Genomic DNA, 21,647 nt, shown 5'->3' with positions numbered 1-21,647 from the left:
GCGGTCGTCACCGGGTGTGATGTTCGCGGCGCGATCGTGACGCCGCCCGGGCGGCGGTGGCCCGGCCTCGCTAGCGTGCCGGGTGTGCAGCCATCCGTGCGGACCTACGGCGACCGGGTCGCCGTCGTCACCGTGACCTACTCCCCGGGGCGCACCCTGGACGCCTTCCTGGACTCGCTGGCCGGTGCGACCGGCCGGTCCGGCGTGCCGGTGGTCCTGGCCGACAACGGCTCGGTCGACGGCGCCCCGGAGCGGGCCGCCCGGGAGCGGGACGGGGTGCGGTTCCTGCCGATCGGCGAGAACGTCGGCTACGGGGCCGCGGCCAACCGCGGGGTCGCCGGGCTGGACGACTCCTACGGCTGGGTGGTCGTCGCGAACCCGGACCTGGAGTGGGCCCCCGGCTCGCTGGACGCGCTGCTCGACGCCGGTGCGCGGCATCCGCGCGCCGGCGCGCTCGGCCCGCTGATCCGCGAGCCCTCCGGCGAGGTCTACCCGTCGGCGCGCGAGGTCCCGTCGCTGCTCGCCGGCGCCGGGCACGCCGCGCTCGGGCCGGTGTGGCCGGGGAACCCGTGGACCACGGCCTACCGGCGGTCCCGCGAGGACCTCACCGAGCGGCCGGCCGGCTGGCTGTCCGGGTCCTGCCTGCTGCTGCGGCGGACCGCGTTCGACTCGGTCGACGGCTTCGACCCGCGCTACTTCATGTACTTCGAGGACGTGGACCTCGGCCGCCGGCTCACGCTCGCCGGCTGGCAGAACGTCTACGTACCCTCGGCCGAGGTGACGCACGTCGGCGGCGTCTCCACCGGCAAGCCGGAGGTGTCGGCGCGGATGCTCGCCGAGCACCACCGCAGCGCCTACCGGTTCCTGGCGGACCGGCACCCGGGCCCGGCCCGGGCACCGCTGCGGGCCGCCGTCCGGGCCGGGCTCGCCGTCCGCTCGCGACTCGCGGCCCGCGCGGGCTGAGACCGGCTCACCGGAGCCGACCGAGAGCTGACGAGAGAACACCTGAGGGGGAACCGCGTTGCAGGACGTCGAGGCGGTCGTTCTGGTCGGGGGCAAGGGCACCCGGCTACGGCCACTGACCCTGTCGGCGCCCAAGCCGATGCTGCCCACCGCGGGGGTGCCGTTCCTGGCGCACCTGCTGTCCCGGATCCGCGAGGCGGGCATCCGGCGGGCGGTGCTGGGCACGAGCTACCTGGCCGAGACCTTCGAGGAACACTTCGGGGACGGCACCGCGCTGGGGCTCGACCTGACCTACGTGACCGAGACCGAGCCGCTGGGCACCGGCGGCGGGATCCGCAACGTCGCGCAGAAGCTCTCCGCCGAGCACGTCATGATCTTCAACGGGGACGTGCTGGCCGGCACCGACCTGCGGGCGGTGGCGGACACGCACCGCTCCTCGGGCGCCGACGTCACGCTGCACCTCGTCCGGGTGCAGAACCCGCGGGCGTTCGGCTGCGTGCCGACCGACCCGAGCGGCCGGGTCCTGAAGTTCCTGGAGAAGACCGAGGACCCGCCCACCGACCAGATCAACGCCGGTTGCTACGTGTTCCGGCGCGAGGTCATCGACACCATCCCCGAGGGGCGCCCGGTGTCGGTGGAGCGCGAGACGTTCCCGGACCTGCTGGCCTCCGGCGCGCACGTGCAGGGGCACGTCGACGTCGCCTACTGGCGGGACATGGGAACCCCCGGCGACCTGGTGCACGGCTCGGCGGACCTGGTCCGCGGCGTCGCGCCGTCGGCAGCGCTGCCCGGCCCGACCGGCGAGGCGATGATCCTCGACGGCGCCGAGGTGGCGTCCGACGCGCTGGTGTTCGGCGGATCGACGATCGGCCGCGGCGCCCGGATCGGGTCCGGCGCGAAGATCGAGGGCTCGATGTTGTTCGACGGCGCCGTGGTCGCCGCCGGGGCGGTCGTGGAGAACTCGGTGATCGGCGCCGGCGCCGTCGTCGAGGAGGGCGCCAGCGTGCGGGACACCGTGGTGGGCGACCGGGCGGTGATCGGCGCGCACTGCGAGCTGCGGCACAACCTGCGGATCTGGCCGGACGTCACGCTCCCGCCGCACGGGATCCGGTTCTCCCCCGACGTGTGAGCCCCGGCCGAGCCCCGGCGGTGACGATGCGAGACCGCGAGTGGCACCCGCCGTACCCGCTCGACCTGTACGGGGTGCTGTCCCCGCTGCGCCGCGGCCGCGGTGACCCGACGTGGCGGACGGCGAGCGACGGCGCCGTCGTCTGGCGGGTGAGCACCACCCCGGACGGCCCGGCCACGGTGGCCTACCGGCGCCGGGCCGGCGGGCCGGTGCGGGCCACCGCCTGGGGGCCCGGCGCGGACTGGGAGATCGACCGGCTGCCGTCGCTGCTCGGCGGCGACGACGACCCGTCGGTGTTCGTCGCGCACCATCCGCTGGTCGCCGACGCGGTCCGGCGGATGCCCGGCCTGCGCCTGGGCTCGTCCGGCCGGGTGTGGGACGCGCTGCTGCCCGCGGTGCTGGAGCAGAAGGTGACCGGCACCGAGGCCCGGCGGTCGTTCCGCGAGCTGGCCCGGCGCTTCGGCGACCCGGCACCCGGGCCGGCCGGGGTGGTGCCGGACGGGATGCGGGTGCCACCGACCCCGGAGCAGGTCCGGGCGATCCCGGACTGGGAGTGGCACCGCGCCGGGGTCGATCACGCGCGGCGCTCGGCGATCCTGCACGCCGCCGTCGTCGCGCACCGGCTGGAGGCGGCCGCCGGGCTGGCCGGCGAGCCGGGGCGGGTGCTGCTGCGCCGGGTCCGCGGGATCGGTGTCTGGACGGCCGCGGAGATCGCCCAGCGGGTGTGGGGCGATCCGGACGCGGTGAGCTTCGGCGACTTCCACATCCCGAACACGGTCGGCCACGCGCTGCTCGGCCACGACCTCGACGACGCGGGCCTGCTGGAGGTGCTGGCGCCCTATGCCGGGCAGCGCCAGCGGGCGGTCCGCTACATCGAGTCGTCGGGGTTCCGGCGGCCGCGGTTCGGCCCCAGGTTCTCCCCGCGCGACTACCGCACCCTGTGACCGCCGTAGGGTCGTTCCCGTGAAGGTCACCGTTCTGGTCGGAGGGGTCGGCGGGGCCCGCTTCCTGCAAGGCGTGAAGGCGGCGCTCGGCCTGCCCACGACCGGGCCCGCGCCCGAGGGCCACCCGCACGAGATCGACGCGGTCGTCAACGTCGGCGACGACATCTGGCTGCACGGCCTGCGGGTCTGTCCGGACCTGGACACCTGCATGTACACCCTCGGCGGTGGCATCGACACCGACAAGGGCTGGGGCCGTTCGGAGGAGACCTGGTCGGTCGCCGAGGAGCTCGCCGCGTACGGGGCCGACCCGACCTGGTTCGGGCTGGGCGACCGGGACGTCGCCACCCACCTGGTCCGCACCCGGATGCTGCGCGCCGGCTACCCGCTGTCCCAGGTCACCGAGGCGCTCTGCCACCGCTGGCAGCCCGGCGTGCGGCTGATCCCGGCCTCCGACGACCGGGTCGAGACCCACGTCGTCATCGACAACCCGGAGCCGGGCGACACCGACGACGCACCGCCGCAGGTCGCCGTGCACTTCCAGGAATGGTGGATCAGGCACCGGGCCGCGCCGAAGGCGTACCGGTTCGCCTCGGTCGGCGCCGACCAGGCCGCGATCCAGCCGGACGCGCGGGCCGCGATCGCCGGGGCGGACGTCGTGCTGGTGGCGCCGTCGAACCCGGTGGTGAGCATCGGGACGATCGTGTCGGTCCCGGGTGTCCCGCAGGCGCTCGCGACGACCCCGGCGCCGATCGTCGGGCTGTCGCCGATCGTCGGCGGCCGCCCGGTGCGCGGGATGGCCGACGCCTGCCTGACCGCGATCGGCGTCGAGACCAGCGCCGAGGGCGTCGGACGGCACTACGGCGGCCGCGGCGAGGGCGGCCTGCTCGACGGCTACCTGGTGCACACCGGCGACACCGCGACGGTGCCCGGCGCGACCGTCCGCGAGGTCCCGCTGCTGATGACCGACGTCGAGGCGACCGCGGAGATGGCCCGCGCCGCGTTCGAGGTGGCCGGTCGTGCCGTCTGAGCCGTTCCCCGACCACGCCTCGGCCGGGCTGGAGATCCGCCCGGTGCCCGGCCTGCCCGAGTTCCGTCCCGGCGACGACCTCACCGCGGTGCTCGCCGACGCGCTGGGCTGGCTGCGCGACGGCGACGTCGTCGTCGTCACCAGCAAGATCTTCTCCAAGGTGGAGGGCAGGCTGGTCCCGGCCCCGGCCGACGAGGAGGAGCGCGACGCGCTGCGCCGCAGACTGGTCGATCAGGAGACCGAGCGGGTGCTGGCCCGGCGCGGGAGGACGCTGATCGTCGCCGGGAAGCTCGGCATCGTGCAGGCCGCGGCCGGGATCGACGGGTCGAACGTGCGCCGCGACGAGCTGGCGCTGCTGCCCGCCGATCCGGATGCCTCGGCCGCCGCGCTGCGCGCCGGGCTGCGCGAGCGGCTCGGGGTGGACGTCGGCGTCGTCGTCACCGACACCCTGGGCCGGACCTGGCGGATCGGGCAGACCGACGTCGCGATCGGCTCGGCCGGCGTCCCGGTGCTGCACCGCTACGGCGGCGCCGTCGACGCCCAGGGCAACGACCTGCTGGTCACCGAGATCGCGCTGGCCGACGAGCTCGCCGCGGCCGCCGACCTGGTCAAGGGCAAGCTCGGCGCGGTGCCGGTGGCCGTCGTGCGCGGCATGACGGTGACCGACGACGGCTCGGTCGCCCGCGACCTCATCCGCCCGCTCGAGGACGACCTGTTCTCGCTGGGCACCGAGGAGGCGCTCGCGCTCGGCCGCCGCGAGGCGGTCCTGCTGCGCCGCAGCACCCGGGAGTTCGCCGACGAGCCGGTGGACGCCGCCGCGCTGCGCCGCGCCGTCGGCGTCGCGCTGACCGCGCCCGCCCCGCACCACAGCACCCCGTTCCGGTTCGTGTGGCTGCGTGACCCCGGGCGCCGGTCCGCGGTGCTGGACGCGATGCGCGATCGCTGGCGGGCCGATCTGGCCGCCGACGGGCGCCCGGCCGACGAGATCGAGCGCCGGCTGGCCCGCGGCGACCTGCTGCGCCGGGCACCCGAGCTGGTGCTGGCCTTCCGCAGTGGCGAGGGCATGCACGACTACCCGGACCCGGCCCGCGCCGCCGCCGAGCGGGACATGTTCACCGTCGCCGGCGGCGCCGCGGTGCAGGCGCTGCTGGTGGCGCTGGCGGCCGAGGGGCTGGCGTCCTGCTGGGTCGGGTCGACGATCTTCGCGCCCGAGGTGGCCCGCTCGGCGCTGGAGCTGCCGGCGGACTGGGCGGCGCTCGGCGCGGTCGCGGTCGGGGTGCCGGCGCAGCCGCTCGGCCCGCGCGCCCCGCGGGACACCGCCGAGCACCTGCTGGAGATGTAGCGATGGTGACAGCGGCGACGGCGGCCCGCGAGCTGATCGGCTGGGAGCCGCCGGACGAGGCGCAGCGGGCGCTGCGGTACGCGCTGCTGGCCTTCTTGGACGCCCGCCCGGACGACGCCTGCGACCGGTCCTGTGCCCCCGGGCACCTGACGGCGTCCGCCCTGCTGCTGGACGCGACGGGCGAGCACACGCTGCTGACCCTGCACCCGCGGGTGGGGCGCTGGATCCAGCTGGGCGGGCACTGCGAGCCGGGGGACGACTCGCTGCGCGCGGCGGCGCTGCGCGAGGCGACCGAGGAGTCCGGGATGGACGGGCTGCAGATCGGCGAGCAGCCGCTGCACATCGACGTCCATCCGGTCACCTGTTCGGGTGGACGTCCCACCCGGCATCTGGACGTGCGCTACCTGGTCCGCGCCCCGGCCGGGGCGCAGCCGCGGATCAGCGACGAGTCGCTGGATCTGCGCTGGTGGCCGGTCGACGCGCTGCCCCCGGACAGCGACACGGTGCCGGCGATGGTCGCAGCCGCCGGGTGTGCGGCGTCCCGGCGGCTTCCGGATCCCGGCGGTCCGCGGATACCCTCCGGGACGTGAGCGACCCCCTCGACCTCGCGCAGCTGCGCACGATCGTCACGATCGCCGACGTCGGGGGTTTCCACCGGGCCGCCGCCTCGCTGCACCTGAGCCAGGCCACCGTCAGCCAGCACGTCCGTCAGCTCGAGCGGCGGCTGGGCCAGCAGCTCGTGGTCAAGGCGGGCCGCGGCACCCGGTTCACCGCGGAGGGCGAACAGCTGCTGGTGGAGGCGCGCCGGTTGCTGGCGGCCAGCGAGGAGATGCTGGAGCGGCTCGGCGCCGCCGCCCCCGGCCAGATCGTCGTCGGGGCCACCGAGCAGGCCGCCGATCAGATCCTGCCCGGGCTGCTGCGCGCGGTCGACGCCGCCTTCCCGGGCCGCGACGTGCGGTTCCGGCTGGACCGGTCGCGCCAGCTCACCGAGGCGGTGGCCGCCGGGACGATCGACGTCGCCGTGGTGCTGGGCAGCTCGGCCGCGGTCACCGGGATCGAGGTCGGGTCGCTGCCACTCCAGTGGTACTCGGCGCCGTCGTTCCGGCTGCCGGTGTCCGACGGCCCGTGGCCGCTGGTCGCGTTCGACGAGCCGTGCGGGATGCGCGCGCGGGCGTCGGCGACGCTGGCCGAGCTCGGCCACGCGATCTCGGTGCGTGCCGAGTCGACGACCCTGGAGGGCGTCCTCGCCGCGGTGCGCGCCGGACTGGGGCTGACCGTGCTGCCCGGCCTCGGCCGGGTGCCGGAGGGCACCCAGATCTGCGCCGACCTGCCGTCGCCCGGCCGCACCGGGGTCCGGATCGCGACCCGCCGGGGGCTGGTGCCCGCCGTCGAGGCCGCCGCCCGGACCGCGGTCACCGAGTTCCTGAACGAACTCGGCAGCGGCAGCTCGCGGGCGGCGTAGCGCGCCGACCGATCGGATGTGCCGATCGGTCCACCACTCCGATCGCAGTTGAACGATCGGTCATCGGCTTCCTATGCTCGGTCCGTGATCAACGGACTGTGCAGCAACCGCATCGGGTGCACCGATGGCTGCCGGCCGTGCCGCTGCGTGACCTCCCCCACGGAGTGTCCCGGCCGCTGTCGCCGCTCCGGCCGTCCCGCCTGAGCGCTCCCCACCCACGCCGGTCTCCTCCGCCCACCGGGCGGAGCTGCTGCCGCGGTCCGGTCGACCGCGGTTCGGAGGATCATGTCCGACTTCACCGTCTCCACCGGGCTCCCGGTGCTCGAGCCCGTCGCTGCGGCGGCCCGGCACCGCGCCGGAGCGCTGCTGGTCGATGTCCGCGGCCTGCCCAACCGGGCGGCGAACGGCACCATCCCCGGCGCCGTCGTGGTCGACCGGACCCGGCTGGCCGAGCTGTTCACCGGTGCCGAGCCGCTCGCCGCGCGGGACCGCGAGATCGTGGTGATCTGCGGCGGCGAGGGCGGTTCCGGCGAGGTCGGCCGCCGGCTGGTCGGGCTCGGCTTCCCGAACGTCTCGCACGTCCGCGGCGCGTTCCCCGCCTGGCGCGACGCCGGCCTGCCGGTCGACGCGCCGTCCGGGGGCGGATCCGCGTGACCACCGCCCTGCTGACCCGCCGCCGCGCCGTCGACCTCATGCGGGTCGTCAGCTGCGCCTGTTCCGGTGCCCTGCCCTCACCCGCAGGCCGACCGGTCGACCGCGAGGTCGACCGGCCCGATCACCAGGACGCACCGCATGTCTGCCACCACCCCGTCCCTGCTCCGGGACCCCCTCCTCGCCCCTGAGGACCTTCTCCGGCTCCTGCCCGCTGACGACATCGCGGTGCTGGAGATCCGCAACACCCCCGGTGACGACGCCGTCCGTGCCGGCACCGTGCCCGGCGCCACCAGCGTCGCCTGGAAGGGCCTGCTCTGGGACGACCTGAGTCGGCTGCTCGCCACCCCGGAGCAACTGGCCGGCCGCCTCGGCGCCCTCGGCGTCGGCGACGGCACCCACCTGGTGCTGGCCGGGCTGCCGACCCAGTTCGCGGTCTACGCCTACTGGGTGCTGACTGTGCGCGGCTTCACCGCGGTGAGCGTGCTCGACGGCGGACTGGAGGCCTGGGCCGCGCTCGACCTGCCGACCGGGGATCCCGACGCCTGGCGTCCGCCGGCCGCCCGGGTGCTGAGCCCGCCCGATCCGCTGCCCGGCCCGGAGCCGCTGATCGGACGGGACGGGGTGCTCGCCGCGCTCGGCACCGACACCGTGCTCCTCGACCTGCGCAGCCCCGAGGAGTACGACGGCCGCCGGGTCGCCCCGTACACCGCCCCGCTCGACCACGGCGCGGAACGGCACGGCCACATCCCCGGCGCCCGGCACGTGTTCTTCCGCGAGCTGCTCGACGAACACGGCAGGTTCCTGCCCGCGGAACGGATCCGCGAGGTCGCCGCCGCGCACGGGATCGACGCCGGCACCGATGTCGTCACCTACTGCCGGCTCTCGCACCGGGCGTCCCTGGGCTGGTTCGCGCTGACCCGGGTCGCCGGCCTGTCCCGGGTCCGGGTCTACGACGGCTCGTGGACCGAGTGGGGCTCGATCGTCGGTTTCCCGGTCGAGCGCTGAACCCGAACACCCGCCGTCCACCCGTCGCCCACACCGGAGTACCCGACCATGCCTGCTGACCCTGCCCGCCAGCTGACCCTGAACCTGAACCTGATCCCCGGCGGTGTCTTCCCCGGCGCCTGGCGTGACGGCGGCTCCGCCGCCGGCAGCGGCCGCCGGTTCAGCGAGATCGAGCACTACATCGAGGTCGCGCGGATCGCCGAGCGCGGCAAGCTCGACGCGGTCTTCCTCGCCGACACCCCGGTGTGGCGCTACCGGGGCGCCTACCGACCGTTCCGCGGCCTCGAACCCACTGTCGCGTTGACCGCGGTCGCCGCGGCGACCGAGCGGATCGGGCTGGTCGCCACCGCGTCCACCTCCTACAACGATCCGTACAACCTCGCCCGCCGGATCTCCACACTGGACCACGTGTCCGGCGGTCGGGCGGCCTGGAACATCGTCGCCACCACCGGTGACGACGTCGCCCGCAACTTCAACCGCAGCACTGCGCTGGACCACGAGGACCGCTACCGCCGCGCCGAGGAGTTCCTCCAGGTCGCGTTCAAGCTGTGGGACAGCTGGGAGGAGGACGCGTTTCCCGGCGACCGGGGCACCGGCGTCTTCGTCGACGAGGGGCGGATCCACCGGATCGGCCACGTCGGCGAGCACTTCCAGGTCGACGGCCCGCTCAATCTGCCGCGCTCCCCGCAGGGCCGCCCGGTGCTCGTCCAGGCCGGTTCCTCGGAGCGCGGGATCGGGCTGGCGTCCCGCTACGCCGACGCGGTGTACACGGTGCAGCCGACCCTGGAGGGTGCGCAGGCGTTCCGGCGCAAGGTGCGCGAGCGCGCCGCCGGGTTCGGCCGCGATCCCGAGCTGGTCAAGGTGCTGCCGGGGCTGATCACGGTGGTCGGCGACACCGAGACCGCGGCGAAGGCGCGCCGGCGCGAGCTGGCGGACCTGCACGACCGGACGTTCGCGTTGAACGCGCTCGCCCTGCAGGTCGGCGTCCCCGCCGAGGCGCTGGAGTTGGATCGCGAGCTGCCCTGGGAGCTGGTCCCCGAGGACGGCGCGCTGGGCAGCCAGCAGGGGCACTTCGCCGCGCTGGTCGGCACCGCCCGCCGGGAACGGCTGACCGTGCGGGAGATCCTGGACCGGCAGGGCGGCGGGCTGACCCACGTCACCGCGGTCGGTGCGCCGGAGCAGATCGCCGACCGGATCGAGGAGTGGTTCCGGGCCGGTGCCTCCGACGGGTTCAACGTGATGCCGGCGCAGCTGCCGTCGGTGGCCGAGGACTTCGTCGACGGCGTCGTCCCGATCCTGGTCCGGCGCGGGCTGTTCCGGTCCGAGTACCCCGGTACGACACTGCGCGAGACCTACGGGCTGCCCCGGCCCGAGGTGCAGCGCCCGACCACCGCCGACGACCGGGTGCTCAGCTCGCTCGGTGGCGGCCCGTTCGCCTGATGACCGCCCAGACCGGGGTCACCGCGGCCCTGCGCCGGGAACGGGTGCGGGTCGTCTCCGCGACGGTGCTGCGCAAGCTGTTGTCCGGCGTCGTCGTGCTCTGGGCCGCCGTGACGCTCACCTTCTTCTCGGTCCATCTCGCCCCCGGCGATCCGGTCACCCTGCTGATGGGGGAGAACATCACCCCCGAGTTCCGGGCCGCGGTGATCGCCGACTGGCAGCTGGACCAGCCGCTGTGGCAGCAGTACCTGAGCCACCTGCTGCGGATCGCGAGCGGCGACCTGGGGACGTCGTTCGTACAGCAGCAGCCGGTCAACGCGGTGCTGGGAGCGCGACTGTGGCCCACCGTCGCGCTGACCGCCGCCGCCGTCGTCGTCGCGGTCGGACTCGCGGTCGCCGGCGCGCTGCTCACCGCGGGCCGCCCGCGCTGGATGGTCGCACTGCCCTCGACGCTGGAGCTCGTGCTGGCCTCGGTGCCGTCGTTCTGGCTCGGGATCCTGTTGCTCACCGCGTTCTCGTTCCAGTTCGCCCTGTTCCCGGTCGCCGGGACCGAGGGTGTGCGGGCGCTGGTGCTGCCCGCGCTGACCCTGGCCCTCCCACTGGCCGCGGTGCTGTCCCAGGTGATGCGCGGCGGACTGGAACGCGCACTGGAACAGCCCTTCGCGGTGACCGCCCGGTCCCGCGGGGTGTCCCCGTGGGAGGTCCGGACCCGGCACGGGCTGCGGCACAGCCTGCTCCCCGCGGTCACCCTCACCGGCTGGGCGGTCGGCGGGCTGCTGAACGGGACGGTGATCACCGAGCAGGTGTTCGGCAGACCGGGCCTCGGCCAGGCGACCGTACAGGCGGTGACCCAGCAGGACATCCCGGTGGTGCTCGCCGTGGTGCTGCTCTCGGTCGTGTTCTACGTCGTCGTCAGCACCGTCGTCGACCTGCTCTACCTGCTCGTCGACCCGAGACTGCGGAGGTCTGGAACATGATCGTCCTGGACCGTGCGGGCCGCGCGGCGGCCCGGTCGCAGCCGGCACAGCGACCGCGGCGCAGGGTACGCCGGGAGCAGCTGCCGGTGCTGGCCGCGAGCGGCGTGCTGGTGCTGGTCGGTGCGATGGCACTCGTACCCGGGGCCTTCACCGCCGCCGATCCGATCCTCGCCGACCCGATCGCGACCCTGCGCCCGCCCGGTGCGGAACACCCCTTCGGCACCGACCTGCTCGGCCGCGACGTGTGGGCCCGGGTCGTGCACGGCGCCCGGCACTCGCTGTTCATCGGACTGACCGCGACCGTCCTCGCACTGCTGGTCGGCGTGCTGCTCGGGCTCGCCGCCGGGGTCGGGCACCGGTACCTCGACGAGTTCGTCTCCCGGGTGTTCGACGTGCTCGGCGCGTTCCCCGAGCTGCTGCTGGCGCTGCTGTTCATCAGCCTCGCCGGGACCGGCACCGCGAACCTGATCATCGCGATCGGGATCGCGGCGGCACCCCGGTACGGCCGGGTGGTCCGGGCCGAGACCCTCGCCGTCCGGAACGCGGGCTACGTCGAGCAGGCCGCACTGCTCGGGATCGGTGCCTGGGCCCGGGCGTTGCGGCACGTCCTGCCGAACGCGCTGGGCACCATCCCGATCCTCGCGACGCTCGGGCTCGGCAGCGCGATCATCTCCGCGGCCGGCCTCGGGTTCCTCGGGTTCGGCCCGCAGCCGCCGCTGCCGGAGTGGGGCTCACTGCTCGCCGAGGGCCGCAACTACCTGCGGATCGGCTGGTGGCTCGGGGTCTTTCCGGGCCTGGCCATCACCGTCACGGTCGTCGCCACCGCGGTGGTCGGCGGACATCTGCAACGCCGGTTCGAACGGAGGAACTCGCTGTGAGCAGCACGTCCCTGGCCACCGCGGTCCGCCCGGCCCCCGGGCAGGACACCGATCTGTTGATCGACGTGCAGGACCTGCACGTCCACTTCCCGACCGGGGCGGGCCCGGTGCACGCCGTCCGCGGCATCTCCCTGCAGGTCCGCCGGGGCGAGACGGTCGCCGTCGTCGGCGAGTCCGGCTCCGGCAAGTCGGTGACCAGCCGCGCGCTGGTCGGCCTCGCCGGACCGCACGCCCGGGTCGAGGCCGCGCGGCTGCACGTCGGCGGGCAGGACGCCGGCCGGTTCACCGAGCGGGACTGGCAACGGGTCCGCGGCGCCGAGATCGGTCTCGTCCTGCAGGACGCCCTCGGCTCACTGGACCCGCTGCGCACCGTCGAGCAGGAGGTCGGCGAGGCCCTCCGCCGGCACGGCACGCTGTCCCGGTGGGACCGGCGCGGGCGCCGCGCCGCCGTCGAGGAGCTGCTCGCCGCGGCCGGGATCCCCGATCCCGCCGTCCGCAGCCGGCAGTACCCGCACGAGCTGTCCGGTGGCCTGCGACAGCGCGCGCTGATCGCCTCCGCGCTGGCCGGCGGCCCGTCGCTGCTGATCGCCGACGAGCCGACGACCGCGCTGGACGTGACGGTGCAGGCGCAGATCCTGGACCTGCTCGCCCAGCGCAAGCGGGACGGCCTGGGGCTGCTGCTGGTGAGCCACGATCTCGCGGTGGTCGCCGCGGTGGCCGACCGGGTGCTGGTGGTCTCGGGTGGGGAGGTGGTCGAGGAGGGCCCGGTGGCCGACGTCATCGGAGCCCCGGCCCACCCCTACACCCGCACCCTGCTCAGCGCGATCCCGTCCGCCGGGTCGCGCGGCCGCAGGCTGTCCCCGGACCGGGCGCCGTTGCCGGAGCGGAGCATCGACGTGGACGCCCCGGTCGTCGTCGCCGACGGTCTGGGCAAGTCGTTCCGCCGGCGCGGCGGTGCCATCCACGCGGTCCGCGACGTGTCGCTGACGATCTCCCGGGGGGAGACGCTCGGCCTGGTCGGCGAGTCGGGTTCGGGCAAGAGCACCGTGGCCAGGCTGCTGCTCGGGCTGACCCGGCCGGACACCGGCACGGTCCGCTTCCCCGGCGCGGAGCGGCCCGGGGCCGGGCCACAGCTCGTCCCGCAGGACGCGTTCGGGTCGTTCGACCCGCGCTACCCGGTCGGGGCCGTCGTCGCCGAGGGCCTCGGGCACCTGGACCGGACCCGCCGCCGGGCCCGGGTCGTCGAGCTGCTCGACCAGGTCGGGCTGCCGGCGTCGGTGGCCGAGCGGTATCCGCGGCAGCTGTCCGGCGGGCAGCGCCAGCGGGTCGCGATCGCCCGCGCGATCGGTCCGCGGCCCCGGCTGCTGGTCTGCGACGAGCCGGTCTCGGCCCTCGACGTCTCGGTGCAGGCCCAGGTTCTCGACCTGCTCGCCGAGCTGCAGGCCGAGCTGGGCACCGCCGTCCTGTTCGTGTCGCACGACCTCGGCGTGGTGCACCACGTCAGCGATCGGGTGCTCGTCATGCGGCACGGCGAGATCGTCGAGTCCGGGCCGGTCCAGCGGGTGTTCCGCGCACCGGCCCACCCCTACACCGAGCTGCTGCTGGATTCACTGCCCCCGGCTGTCCGCCCGATCCGTCCCCCGCACGCCCCCGTCCCCGAACCCGGAGCAACCTCGTGAGACGCACCAGATCCCTGCTCGCCTCGTTCGTCGCCGCGACCGCGGTCCTCCTGACCGCCTGCGGTGGTGCCGCCGAACCGGAGCTCGCCGCCTCCGGTGGGGAGCCGCGTCCCGGCGGCGTCGTCACCATCGCGCTGCCGAGCTACCCGGCCGAGGGCCTGAACCCGCACATCCGTGGTGCGCTGGGCTTCACCCACGTGATGCGCAACGTCTACGACAGCCTCGTCTCGATCGACTTCGACCAGGACTTCCATCCCTGGCTCGCCGAGTCGTGGGAGATCTCGCCGGACGGCCTGCGCTACACCTTCCAGCTGCGCGACGACGTGACCTTCACCGACGGTGAGCGGTTCGACGCGCAGGCCGTGAAGACGAACTTCGACCTGGTCATCGACGGCGAGTACGCGCCCGGCGTCAAGTCCAGCACCTTCTCCAACCTGCAGGAGGTGAACGTGCTCTCCGACTTCGAGGTGGAGCTGGTGCTGGACCGACCGCGCTCGTCGTTCCTGCACACGCTGTCGTCCCTGCAGGGGGCGATCGTGTCGCCGAAGGGGCTGGCCGGTCCGGAGCGCGACTCGGGCGGTACCTCACTGGCCGGGACCGGGCCGTTCGTGCTCACCGAGATCGTCCCGGACCAGCAGCTGCGGTTCGTCCGCAACGACGACTACAACTCGCCGCCGGTCGGCACCGCGCAGCACGAGGGCCCGGCGCACCTCGACGAGCTCGTGCTCACCTACCTGCCCGAGCCGGCCGTGCGGGTCGGCGCGCTGACCTCCGGCCAGGTCGACGCGGTCAGCGCAGTCCCGATCAGTGACGTCGAGCTGTTCGACGGGGTGGACGGCTTCGACTACGAGTACCGGTTGTCCAACACCCAGCCGGTGTCGTTGTTCTTCAACGTCACCAGCGGCCCGACCCAGGACCTGGCCGTGCGCCGGGCGCTGCGCGAGGGCTTCGACGCCGATGCCCTGCTGGACGCCGTCTACCTGGGTCTGGCGCAGCGGCAGTGGGCCTCGGTGCCCGCGGGGAGCAAGTACTACGACCCGAAGTTCGAGGGCAGCTACGGCGGTGACGCCGAGCTGGGCAACCGGTTGCTCGACGAGGCCGGCTGGACCGGCCCGCGGACCGCGGACGGTATCCGGACCAAGGACGGCGAGCCGCTGAAGGTCCGCTACATCGGCAGCCCGCCGACCGACCGACAGGACGTGCTGCTGCAGGCGATCCAGGCGGAGTGGAAGAAGAACCTCGGCGTGGACCTGGAGCTCCAGTTCCGTGACGAGGGCACGGTCGACACGATCCGGGAGGCCAACGGCTACGAGATCTTCGCCCGGGAGATCGGTGGCATCGATCCCGGCGAGGTGATCGAGAAGACCTACCAGACCGGTGCGGCGATGAACACCGTCCAGCTCTCCGACCCGGCGGTCGACGACCTGCTGCTGGAGATCCGGGCGGCCGGCACCGACGAGGACCGCAAGCGGCTGCTGACCCAGCTGCAGGACTACGCGATCACCGAGCAGGCGCTGACCCACCCGCTCTACTACTCGCGGCACTCCTACGCCGCGTCCAGCCGGGTGCAGAACCTGGCGACCGCGTTCGACCCACCGCGGGGCTATTCCTACGGCTATGCCTACGACCTGTGGCTGGACCAGGAGTGACGGTCGTGCTGCCGGGAACCTCGCCCGCCGTGCCCGTCCCGGGCGCGGCGGGCGGGGGCGTCCCGTCGTTCGGGTTCCTGCTGCGGCTCAACGGCCGGCACGACCCCGCGAGGCAGTACCGGGACGGTCTGGAGGTGTTCGCCGCGGCCGAACGGGCCGGGCTGGACTCGGGCTGGATCACCTCGCACCACTTCGCGGCGCCCCAGGGCACCATCGCCTCGCCGCTGCTCTACCTGACTGCCGCGGCCGCCCGCACGACCCGGCTGCGGCTGGGTGCCGCGGTCGTGGTGCTCACCCTCGAGGACCCGATCCGGGTGGCCGAGGACGCCGCGCTGCTCGACTCGCTGTCCGGTGGCCGGCTCGAGCTCGGCCTGGGCCGCGGTCTGGAGGACTGGCCGTTCGCGGCGTTCGGGATCGACTACGACGACCGCCGGGCGATCTACACTCGCTCGCTGGAGCGGCTGCGTGCGGTGCTCGGCGGCACCGAGCTGCCCGGCGGTCGCCGGCTGCACCCGCCGGCACCGACCGTGGCCGACCGGATCTGGGAGCCCGCCGTGGACATCGCCGACGGCGAACGGATCGGCGCCTCCGGGGCCGGGCTGCTCGCGTCCCGTTCGAAACGGCTCGCTCCGGCCGCCGCCGAGGCAGCCCAGCGCGACCTGGTCGACGCCTACCGGGAGGCCGCCCGGCGCGCCGGGCACCGGCCCCGGGTGGCGCTGTCGCGCACCGTGTACGTCGGCGCGACCGAGGCGAGCGCCCGGGCCGAGTTCGACGGCGGCCTCCCGCCCGGCCCGGTGGACGCCTCCCAGGCCGTGGTCGGCGGCCCGGCCGAGGTCGCCGACCGGCTGCGGGCCGATCCGCTGCTGAGCGGCGCCGATCACCTGCTGGTGCAGGCGATCCCGGCGAAGCTCCCGCTGGAGCACTGGCGCCGCTCGCTGGAGCTGGTCGGCCGGGAGGTCGGCCCGGCGCTCGCCCGGTCCGCGCGTGCGGTGTCCCGGTGACCCGCGGCAGCACCTCGCACTGGGGTGCCTTCACCGCCGAGGTGTCCGGCGACGACCTGGTCGCGGTCCTCCCGCACCCGGCCGATCCGGCGCCGTCCCCGCTGCTGGACAACCTGCGCGGCGCCTCCCGGCATCCGGCCCGGGTGCTGCGGCCCGCGGTCCGCCGCGGCTGGCTGGAGCACGGTCCCGGCCCGGCGGACCGCGGCGCCGGGGAGGAGTTCGTCGAGGTCGGATGGGACACCGCGTTGCGGCTGGTCGCGGACGAGATCACCCGGGTCCGGGAGCGCCACGGGCACCCGGCCGTCTTCGCCGGGTCCTACGGCTGGGCCAGCGCCGGGGTGTTCCACCGGGCGCCCGACCGGGTGCACCGGCTGCACGCTCTGCTGGGCGGGTTCACCGGGTCCCGCGACTCGTACTCGACGGCGGCGTCGCGGGTGGTCTTCCCGCACCTGGTCGGCGACGTCGGGGAGCTGTTCGGGCGGGCCGCGTCCTGGGACGACGTGGCCGAGCACACCGACCTGGTGGTGGCCTTCGGCGGCCTCCCCGACAAGAACCTGCACGTGATCAACGGCGGTGTGACCGGCCACCTCGCCCGCGGCGGTCCGGAGCGGGCCGTCGCGGCCGGGACCGGGATCGTCTCGATCTCCCCGGTGCACGACGGCGGGCCGGGCACCTGGTGGCCGATCGTCCCGGGAACCGACGTCGCGCTGATCCGCGCTCTGATCCACACGCTGTTCACCGAGGGGCTGGCGGACACCGCGTTCCTGCAGCGCTGCACCGACGGTGCGGACCGGCTGCGCGCGGACATCCTGGACCGCGGGCACGACGCCGGCTGGGCCGCCGGGCCGACCGGTCTCGCCGCCGACGACATCCGGGCACTCGCCCGGCGGATGGCCGCCGGCCGGACCCTGGTCACCGTCACCTGGTCGCTGCAACGCGTCCCGCACGGCGAGCACACGATGTGGTCGGCGCTCGCGCTGGCCGCGGTGCTCGGTCAGATCGGGCTCCCCGGCGGCGGGCTCGGGCACGGCCACGGCTCGATGGGCAACGCCGGCTCCGGGCTCGGCCCGTCCGGCTTCGGGGGCGTCCCCGCGCCGGTCAACCCGGTGGCCGACTTCATCCCGTGCGCCCGGATCGCCGATCTGCTGCTCGGCCCCGGCACCACCTTCGACTACGACGGCGGGCGGCACACCTATCCCGACGTCCGGCTGGTGCACTGGGCCGGTGGCAACCCGTTCCACCACCATCAGGACCTGCACCGGCTGCGCCGCGCGTTCGGCCGGCCGGACACCGTCGTGGTGCACGAGCAGTTCTGGACGCCGACGGCGCGGCACGCCGACATCGTGCTCCCCGCGACGCTCACCACCGAGCGGGAGGACATCGGCGCAGGCCGCTCGGACAGCCATCTCGTCGCGATGCACCGGCTGCAGGCACCGGCCGGGCAGGCCCGCGACGACCACGAGATCTGCGCCGGCCTCGCCGGGCTGCTCGGGATCGGGGAGGCGTACACCGGCGGGCGGACGCCGCGGGAGTGGCTGCGGCACCTCTACGACGGCTGGGCGACCGGCCGGGAGCCGCGACCGCCGTCGTTCGACGACTTCTGGGAGGCGGGGGACCTCGCCCTGCCCCGGCCGCGGCGGCCCCCGGCCTTCGCCCGGTTCCGCGGCGATCCGCAGGCGCATCCGCTGCGCACCCCGAGCGGTCGGATCCAGCTGGTGTCCCCGACGATCGCCGCGGCCGGGCTGGCCGACTGCCCGGGTGTGCCGTCCTGGCTGGAGCCACCGGAGTGGCTCGGCGCGCCCGCCGCCGCCCGGTTCCCGCTGCACCTGATCGCCGACCAGCCCGCCGGACGGCTGCACAGCCAGCTGGACTTCGGCCCGGCCAGTGTCGCCGGCAAGGTGGCGGGCCGGGAAGCGCTGCGGATCCACCCGGACGACGCCGCGGCGCGCGGCGTCAGCGACGGCGACGTGCTCCTGGTGCACAACGACCGTGGCGCCTGCCTGGCGGGAGCCCGGCTCTCCGGCGCTGTCCGGCGCGGTGTCGTGCAGCTGCCGACCGGGGCCTGGTTCGACCCGGCCGAGGAGCTCCGCGACGACGCGGGGCGTCCGGTCTGCGTGCACGGCAACCCGAACGTGCTGACCGCCGATCGGCCGACGTCCGGTCTGGCCCAGGGCTGCACCGGACAGCACGCGCTGGTCGAGGTGACCCGGTTCGACGGCGAGCCGCCCCCGGTGCGGGCGTTCCGGCCGCCCCCGCTCGTGGCGGGGACGGACCACCGGTGACGTCGACGGCCGGTCGCCGCCGGATCCTGGTCGATCTCACCCCGCTGCGGACCAGCCCGGACTTCCGCAGGCTGTGGTGGAGCTTCGCGGTGTCGAGCATCGGCACCCAGATCGCGGTCGTCGCCGTCGGCCTGCAGGTGTACGCGCTGACCGGCTCGACCCTCGCGGTCGGGTTGCTGGGGCTGTGCGCGCTGGTGCCGCTGGTGTCGATCGGGCTCTACGGTGGTGCGCTGGTCGACGCGCACGACCGCCGCACGGTCACCGTCGTCTCCTCGGTCGGGGTGTTCGTGCCGGCGGTCGGGCTGGCGGTGCAGGCGTGGCTGGACCTGGGGTCGGTCGGTGTCCTCTACGGGCTCGTCGCGCTGCAGTCGGCCGCTGCGGCGGTCAACAACCCGGCCCGGTCGGCGGTCATCCCGCGGCTGGTCGATCCCGCCGACCTCCCCGCGGCGAACGCGTTGCGCAGCATCGTGATGAGCCTGGCGATGGGAGTCGGACCGCTGGTCGGCGCGGTGCTCGTCGTCGCGGTCGGCTACCCGGTGACCTACACCCTGGAGGCGGTCGCACTGGCCACCGCGGTGTACGCCGCACTGCGGCTGCCGTCGTTGGAGCCGCTGCCCGGCGAGGGCGGCGGCGGGCGGGCCGGGTTGCGATCGGTGCTGGAGGGTCTGCGCTACCTCGCCGGGCAGCGGGTGGTGCGGATGACCTTCCTGATCGACCTGGCCTGCAACGTCCTGGCCAACCCGCGGGTGGTCTTCCCGGCCGCCGGGGTGCTCTACCTCGGCGGCGGGCCGGTCACGGCCGGGGTGCTGGCGAGCGCGATCGCGGTCGGGTCGCTGGCGACCGGTGTGTTCTCCGGCCGGATCACCGCGAACCCGAACCAGGGACGCGCGGTGGTCGGCGCCGGGATCGGCTGGGCGGTCGCGGTGGCCGGGTTCGGGACGGTGCTGCTCGTCGTCGGCCCGCAGGAGCCCGGTCGGATGCTGGCCGGTGCACTCGTGGTCGCCTGCGTGCTGCTCGCGCTCGCCGGGGCCGCGGACACGGTCGGGATGGTGCACCGCGGCACGATCCTGCAGCAGGTGTCCCCGGACGGTCTGCGCGGCAGGCTGCAGGGGGTGTTCGTGGTGGTGGTGACCGGTGGCCCGCGGGCTGGCGAGTCGGTGACCGGGGTCGGCGCCGAGTGGTGGGGCGAGGCCGTCGCGGTGACCGCGGGCGGCCTCGCCTGTGTGGCGGTCGTGCTCCTGCTGGTTCGCGGGCAGCCGGACCTGTGGACCTACCGCCGTCCGGAACCGGGGGAGACCCGATGACGCCGGCCGGGATCCTGTCGCGGGCGGACGTCCTGGTGCTCGGTGGCGGCCCGGCGGGCTGCTGGGCGGCGCTGGCCGCGGCCCGCGCCGGCGCGGAGGTCGTGCTGGCGGACAAGGGCTACTGCGGTACCAGCGGCGCGGCCGCCGCCGGCGGGAACAACCTCTGGTACCTGCCGCCGGGCCCGGAGCGTGACCGCGCGGTTGCCGACCGGCTGCGCGAGGGCGGTGGGCTGTGCGAACCGGACTGGATGCACCGGGTGCTGGCCGAGACCTGGGACCGGGTCCCCGACCTGGCACTGGCGGGCTACCGGTTCCCGCGCGACGACGTCGGCGACGAGGTCCGCAGCGGGCTGCAAGGGCCGGAGTACATGCGCCGGATGCGCCGCGCCGTGCGCCGGGCCGGGGTGCGGATCCTCGACCACGCACCGGCGCTGGAGCTGCTCGCCGGGCCGGACGGCGCGGTCGTCGGAGCCGCGGGCCGGTTCCGTCGGGAGCCGCGCGGCTGGGAGCTGCACGCCGGCGCGGTGATCGTCGCCACCGGGGGCACGGCGCTGCTCTCCGGTGCGTTCGGTACCGACGTCGACACCGGCGACGGACTGTTGATGGCGGCCGAGGCCGGTGCCCGGCTGTCCGGCATGGAGTTCTCCGCCGTGTACGCGCTCGCGCCGGCGTTCGGGGTGCACACGAAGGGGCTGATGATGGCGTTCGCGAGCTACTTCGACGCCGACGGCCGCCGGATCGGGGAGCTCACCGGCCGGCGCGGCCGGGTGCTGGCCGCCGAGCGGCTGGCCCGCGGCGAGCGGTTGTGGGCCCGGCTGGACCGGGCCCCCGCCGAGCAGCACGACGCGATGCGCCGGGCCCAGCCGAACTACTTCCTGCCGTTGGACAAGGCCGGGATCGACCCGTTCCGCACGCCCTACGAGCTGCGTCTGGTCTACGAGGGCACGGTCCGCGGCACCGGCGGGATCCGGCTCGCGGGGCCCGGCTGCGAGACCGACGTGACCGGGCTCTACGCCGCCGGGGACGCCGCGACCCGCGAGCTGGTCACCGGATCGCGCAGCGGTGGCGGGAGCCACAACGGCGCATGGGCGATCGCGTCCGGGTCGTTCGCCGGGCGGGCGGCCGCCCGGTACGCGCGGGCCGCACCGGTGCACCGGGTGCCGCTGCGTGCGCTGGGCCGCGCCGGAATGCGCCCGACCGGGCCGGCCTCCGGGATCGGCGCCGGCGACGTGGTGGCCGCGGTACAGGCCGACGTGCTCCCGCCGGGGCGGACCTACCGGCGCACCGGTGCCGCTCTCACCGACACCGGCGGCCGGCTGGACGACCTGTGGGCCGCGGTCCGGGCGGGTCTGCACCCCGGCACCGGACCGCGGTCCGCGATCCGGGCCCGCGAGTCCGCGGCGGTGCTCGCGGCCGCGCGCTGGAGCACGGTCGCCGCCGCCCGGCGCCGGGAGACCCGCGGGGTGCACCGGCGCAGCGACCACCCGGAGACCGATCCCGGGGCGGAGCACCGGATCGTGCTCACCGGCGTGGACGACGTGTTGACCGGGACGGAGGAGGTACGACGGTGATCGAGATCGTCAGCCGGGACCGCTGCGTCCGCTGCGACGTGTGCGTGGACGTGTGTCCCACCGACGTGTTCGACCTCGACGACGGGGGCTTCCCGGTGATCGCCCGGGGCGCCGACTGCCAGACCTGCTTCCTGTGCGAGGCGTACTGCCCGACCGACGCGCTCTACGTCGCCCCGTTCGCGCGGCCCGCCGCCCCCGGATCGGCGCACACCGACGAGGACCGGATGGCGCGCCGCGGCGCGCTCGGCGACTACCGGGCGCGGGTCGGCTGGGGGCTCGGACGCGTCCCGGGCAGCGCGCTGGCGGAGGGCTTCCGGTTCACGGGATCGGGTTGACCCGG

Annotated in this window: 19 protein-coding genes; all 19 read left to right on the top strand. The window is 75.2% G+C overall.

Annotated features, from left to right (window positions below; all coding sequences use genetic code 11):
• Positions 1 to 84 precede the first annotated feature (84 nt).
• A complete protein-coding gene (locus ABZ881_RS25160) occupies positions 85 to 963 on the top strand; it encodes a glycosyltransferase family 2 protein (RefSeq protein ID WP_344029534.1) in 879 nt (292 codons plus the stop codon).
• 58 nt (positions 964 to 1,021) lie between these two features.
• Entirely contained in the window at positions 1,022 to 2,092 is a 1,071-nt protein-coding gene (locus ABZ881_RS25155) for an NDP-sugar synthase (protein ID WP_344029538.1), read from the top strand.
• A 26-nt stretch (positions 2,093 to 2,118) separates the two neighbouring features.
• On the top strand, positions 2,119 to 3,036 hold the full coding sequence (locus ABZ881_RS25150) for a DNA-3-methyladenine glycosylase 2 family protein (protein WP_358488128.1): 918 nt from the start codon (positions 2,119 to 2,121) through the stop codon (positions 3,034 to 3,036).
• 19 nt (positions 3,037 to 3,055) lie between these two features.
• Positions 3,056 to 4,063: a 2-phospho-L-lactate transferase gene (cofD, locus tag ABZ881_RS25145; protein ID WP_358488060.1), complete on the top strand. Its 1,008-nt coding sequence runs from the start codon at positions 3,056 to 3,058 to the stop codon at positions 4,061 to 4,063.
• Positions 4,053 to 5,405: a coenzyme F420-0:L-glutamate ligase gene (locus ABZ881_RS25140; protein WP_358488059.1), complete on the top strand. Its 1,353-nt coding sequence runs from the start codon at positions 4,053 to 4,055 to the stop codon at positions 5,403 to 5,405. Before cofD ends, ABZ881_RS25140 begins: the two co-directional genes overlap by 11 nt.
• Before the next feature lie 2 nt (positions 5,406 to 5,407).
• Positions 5,408 to 5,995, top strand: a complete 588-nt coding sequence (locus ABZ881_RS25135) for an NUDIX domain-containing protein (RefSeq protein ID WP_358488057.1) — start codon at positions 5,408 to 5,410, stop codon at positions 5,993 to 5,995.
• Entirely contained in the window at positions 5,992 to 6,867 is an 876-nt protein-coding gene (locus ABZ881_RS25130) for a LysR substrate-binding domain-containing protein (protein WP_358488056.1), read from the top strand. Before ABZ881_RS25135 ends, ABZ881_RS25130 begins: the two co-directional genes overlap by 4 nt.
• 285 nt (positions 6,868 to 7,152) lie before the next feature.
• Positions 7,153 to 7,521 carry a rhodanese-like domain-containing protein gene (locus ABZ881_RS25125; RefSeq protein WP_358488055.1) on the top strand — a complete coding sequence of 123 codons (369 nt, stop codon included), beginning with the start codon at positions 7,153 to 7,155 and terminating at the stop codon, positions 7,519 to 7,521.
• A 138-nt stretch (positions 7,522 to 7,659) separates the two neighbouring features.
• Complete coding sequence (locus tag ABZ881_RS25120) at positions 7,660 to 8,526, top strand: rhodanese-like domain-containing protein (RefSeq protein WP_358488054.1); 867 nt, start codon at positions 7,660 to 7,662, stop codon at positions 8,524 to 8,526.
• Positions 8,527 to 8,574: 48 nt separating this feature from the next.
• Entirely contained in the window at positions 8,575 to 9,966 is a 1,392-nt protein-coding gene (locus ABZ881_RS25115) for an LLM class flavin-dependent oxidoreductase (protein WP_358488053.1), read from the top strand.
• Entirely contained in the window at positions 9,966 to 10,943 is a 978-nt protein-coding gene (locus tag ABZ881_RS25110) for an ABC transporter permease (RefSeq protein ID WP_358488051.1), read from the top strand. Before ABZ881_RS25115 ends, ABZ881_RS25110 begins: the two co-directional genes overlap by 1 nt.
• A complete protein-coding gene (locus tag ABZ881_RS25105; protein WP_358488050.1) occupies positions 10,940 to 11,821 on the top strand; it encodes an ABC transporter permease in 882 nt (293 codons plus the stop codon). Before ABZ881_RS25110 ends, ABZ881_RS25105 begins: the two co-directional genes overlap by 4 nt.
• Positions 11,818 to 13,500 carry an ABC transporter ATP-binding protein gene (locus tag ABZ881_RS25100; RefSeq protein ID WP_358488049.1) on the top strand — a complete coding sequence of 561 codons (1,683 nt, stop codon included), beginning with the start codon at positions 11,818 to 11,820 and terminating at the stop codon, positions 13,498 to 13,500. Before ABZ881_RS25105 ends, ABZ881_RS25100 begins: the two co-directional genes overlap by 4 nt.
• Complete coding sequence (locus ABZ881_RS25095) at positions 13,497 to 15,149, top strand: ABC transporter substrate-binding protein (protein WP_358488048.1); 1,653 nt, start codon at positions 13,497 to 13,499, stop codon at positions 15,147 to 15,149. Before ABZ881_RS25100 ends, ABZ881_RS25095 begins: the two co-directional genes overlap by 4 nt.
• Before the next feature lie 5 nt (positions 15,150 to 15,154).
• Positions 15,155 to 16,150: an LLM class flavin-dependent oxidoreductase gene (locus tag ABZ881_RS25090; RefSeq protein ID WP_358488046.1), complete on the top strand. Its 996-nt coding sequence runs from the start codon at positions 15,155 to 15,157 to the stop codon at positions 16,148 to 16,150.
• The gene (locus tag ABZ881_RS25085; protein ID WP_358488045.1) at positions 16,147 to 18,432 is read left to right on the top strand and encodes a molybdopterin-dependent oxidoreductase; all 2,286 of its coding nucleotides are present in this window, start codon (positions 16,147 to 16,149) and stop codon (positions 18,430 to 18,432) included. Before ABZ881_RS25090 ends, ABZ881_RS25085 begins: the two co-directional genes overlap by 4 nt.
• Positions 18,429 to 19,736: an MFS transporter gene (locus tag ABZ881_RS25080; RefSeq protein WP_358488043.1), complete on the top strand. Its 1,308-nt coding sequence runs from the start codon at positions 18,429 to 18,431 to the stop codon at positions 19,734 to 19,736. The genes ABZ881_RS25085 and ABZ881_RS25080 overlap by 4 nt, the downstream gene beginning before the upstream one ends.
• A complete protein-coding gene (locus tag ABZ881_RS25075) occupies positions 19,733 to 21,307 on the top strand; it encodes an FAD-binding protein (protein ID WP_358488042.1) in 1,575 nt (524 codons plus the stop codon). The genes ABZ881_RS25080 and ABZ881_RS25075 overlap by 4 nt, the downstream gene beginning before the upstream one ends.
• The gene (locus ABZ881_RS25070) at positions 21,304 to 21,642 is read left to right on the top strand and encodes a ferredoxin family protein (protein ID WP_358488041.1); all 339 of its coding nucleotides are present in this window, start codon (positions 21,304 to 21,306) and stop codon (positions 21,640 to 21,642) included. The genes ABZ881_RS25075 and ABZ881_RS25070 overlap by 4 nt, the downstream gene beginning before the upstream one ends.
• Positions 21,643 to 21,647: the final 5 nt, after the last annotated feature.

The organism is Pseudonocardia sp. NPDC046786, from assembly GCF_040645415.1.
Classification (GTDB): Bacteria; Actinomycetota; Actinomycetes; order Mycobacteriales; family Pseudonocardiaceae; genus Pseudonocardia; species Pseudonocardia kongjuensis.
This window is presented reverse-complemented; position numbering and strand designations above follow the sequence as displayed.

Bases quoted from the DNA above. Each gene is read 5' to 3' on its own strand.
- ABZ881_RS25150 (WP_358488128.1), top strand. From the start codon at position 2,119: ATGCGAGACCGCGAGTGGCACCCGCCGTACCCGCTCGACCTGTACGGG.
- ABZ881_RS25135 (WP_358488057.1), top strand. From the start codon at position 5,408: ATGGTGACAGCGGCGACGGCGGCCCGCGAGCTGATCGGCTGGGAGCCG.
- ABZ881_RS25125 (WP_358488055.1), top strand. From the start codon at position 7,153: ATGTCCGACTTCACCGTCTCCACCGGGCTCCCGGTGCTCGAGCCCGTC.
- ABZ881_RS25120 (WP_358488054.1), top strand. From the start codon at position 7,660: ATGTCTGCCACCACCCCGTCCCTGCTCCGGGACCCCCTCCTCGCCCCT.
- ABZ881_RS25115 (WP_358488053.1), top strand. From the start codon at position 8,575: ATGCCTGCTGACCCTGCCCGCCAGCTGACCCTGAACCTGAACCTGATC.
- ABZ881_RS25110 (WP_358488051.1), top strand. From the start codon at position 9,966: ATGACCGCCCAGACCGGGGTCACCGCGGCCCTGCGCCGGGAACGGGTG.
- ABZ881_RS25105 (WP_358488050.1), top strand. From the start codon at position 10,940: ATGATCGTCCTGGACCGTGCGGGCCGCGCGGCGGCCCGGTCGCAGCCG.
- ABZ881_RS25075 (WP_358488042.1), top strand. From the start codon at position 19,733: ATGACGCCGGCCGGGATCCTGTCGCGGGCGGACGTCCTGGTGCTCGGT.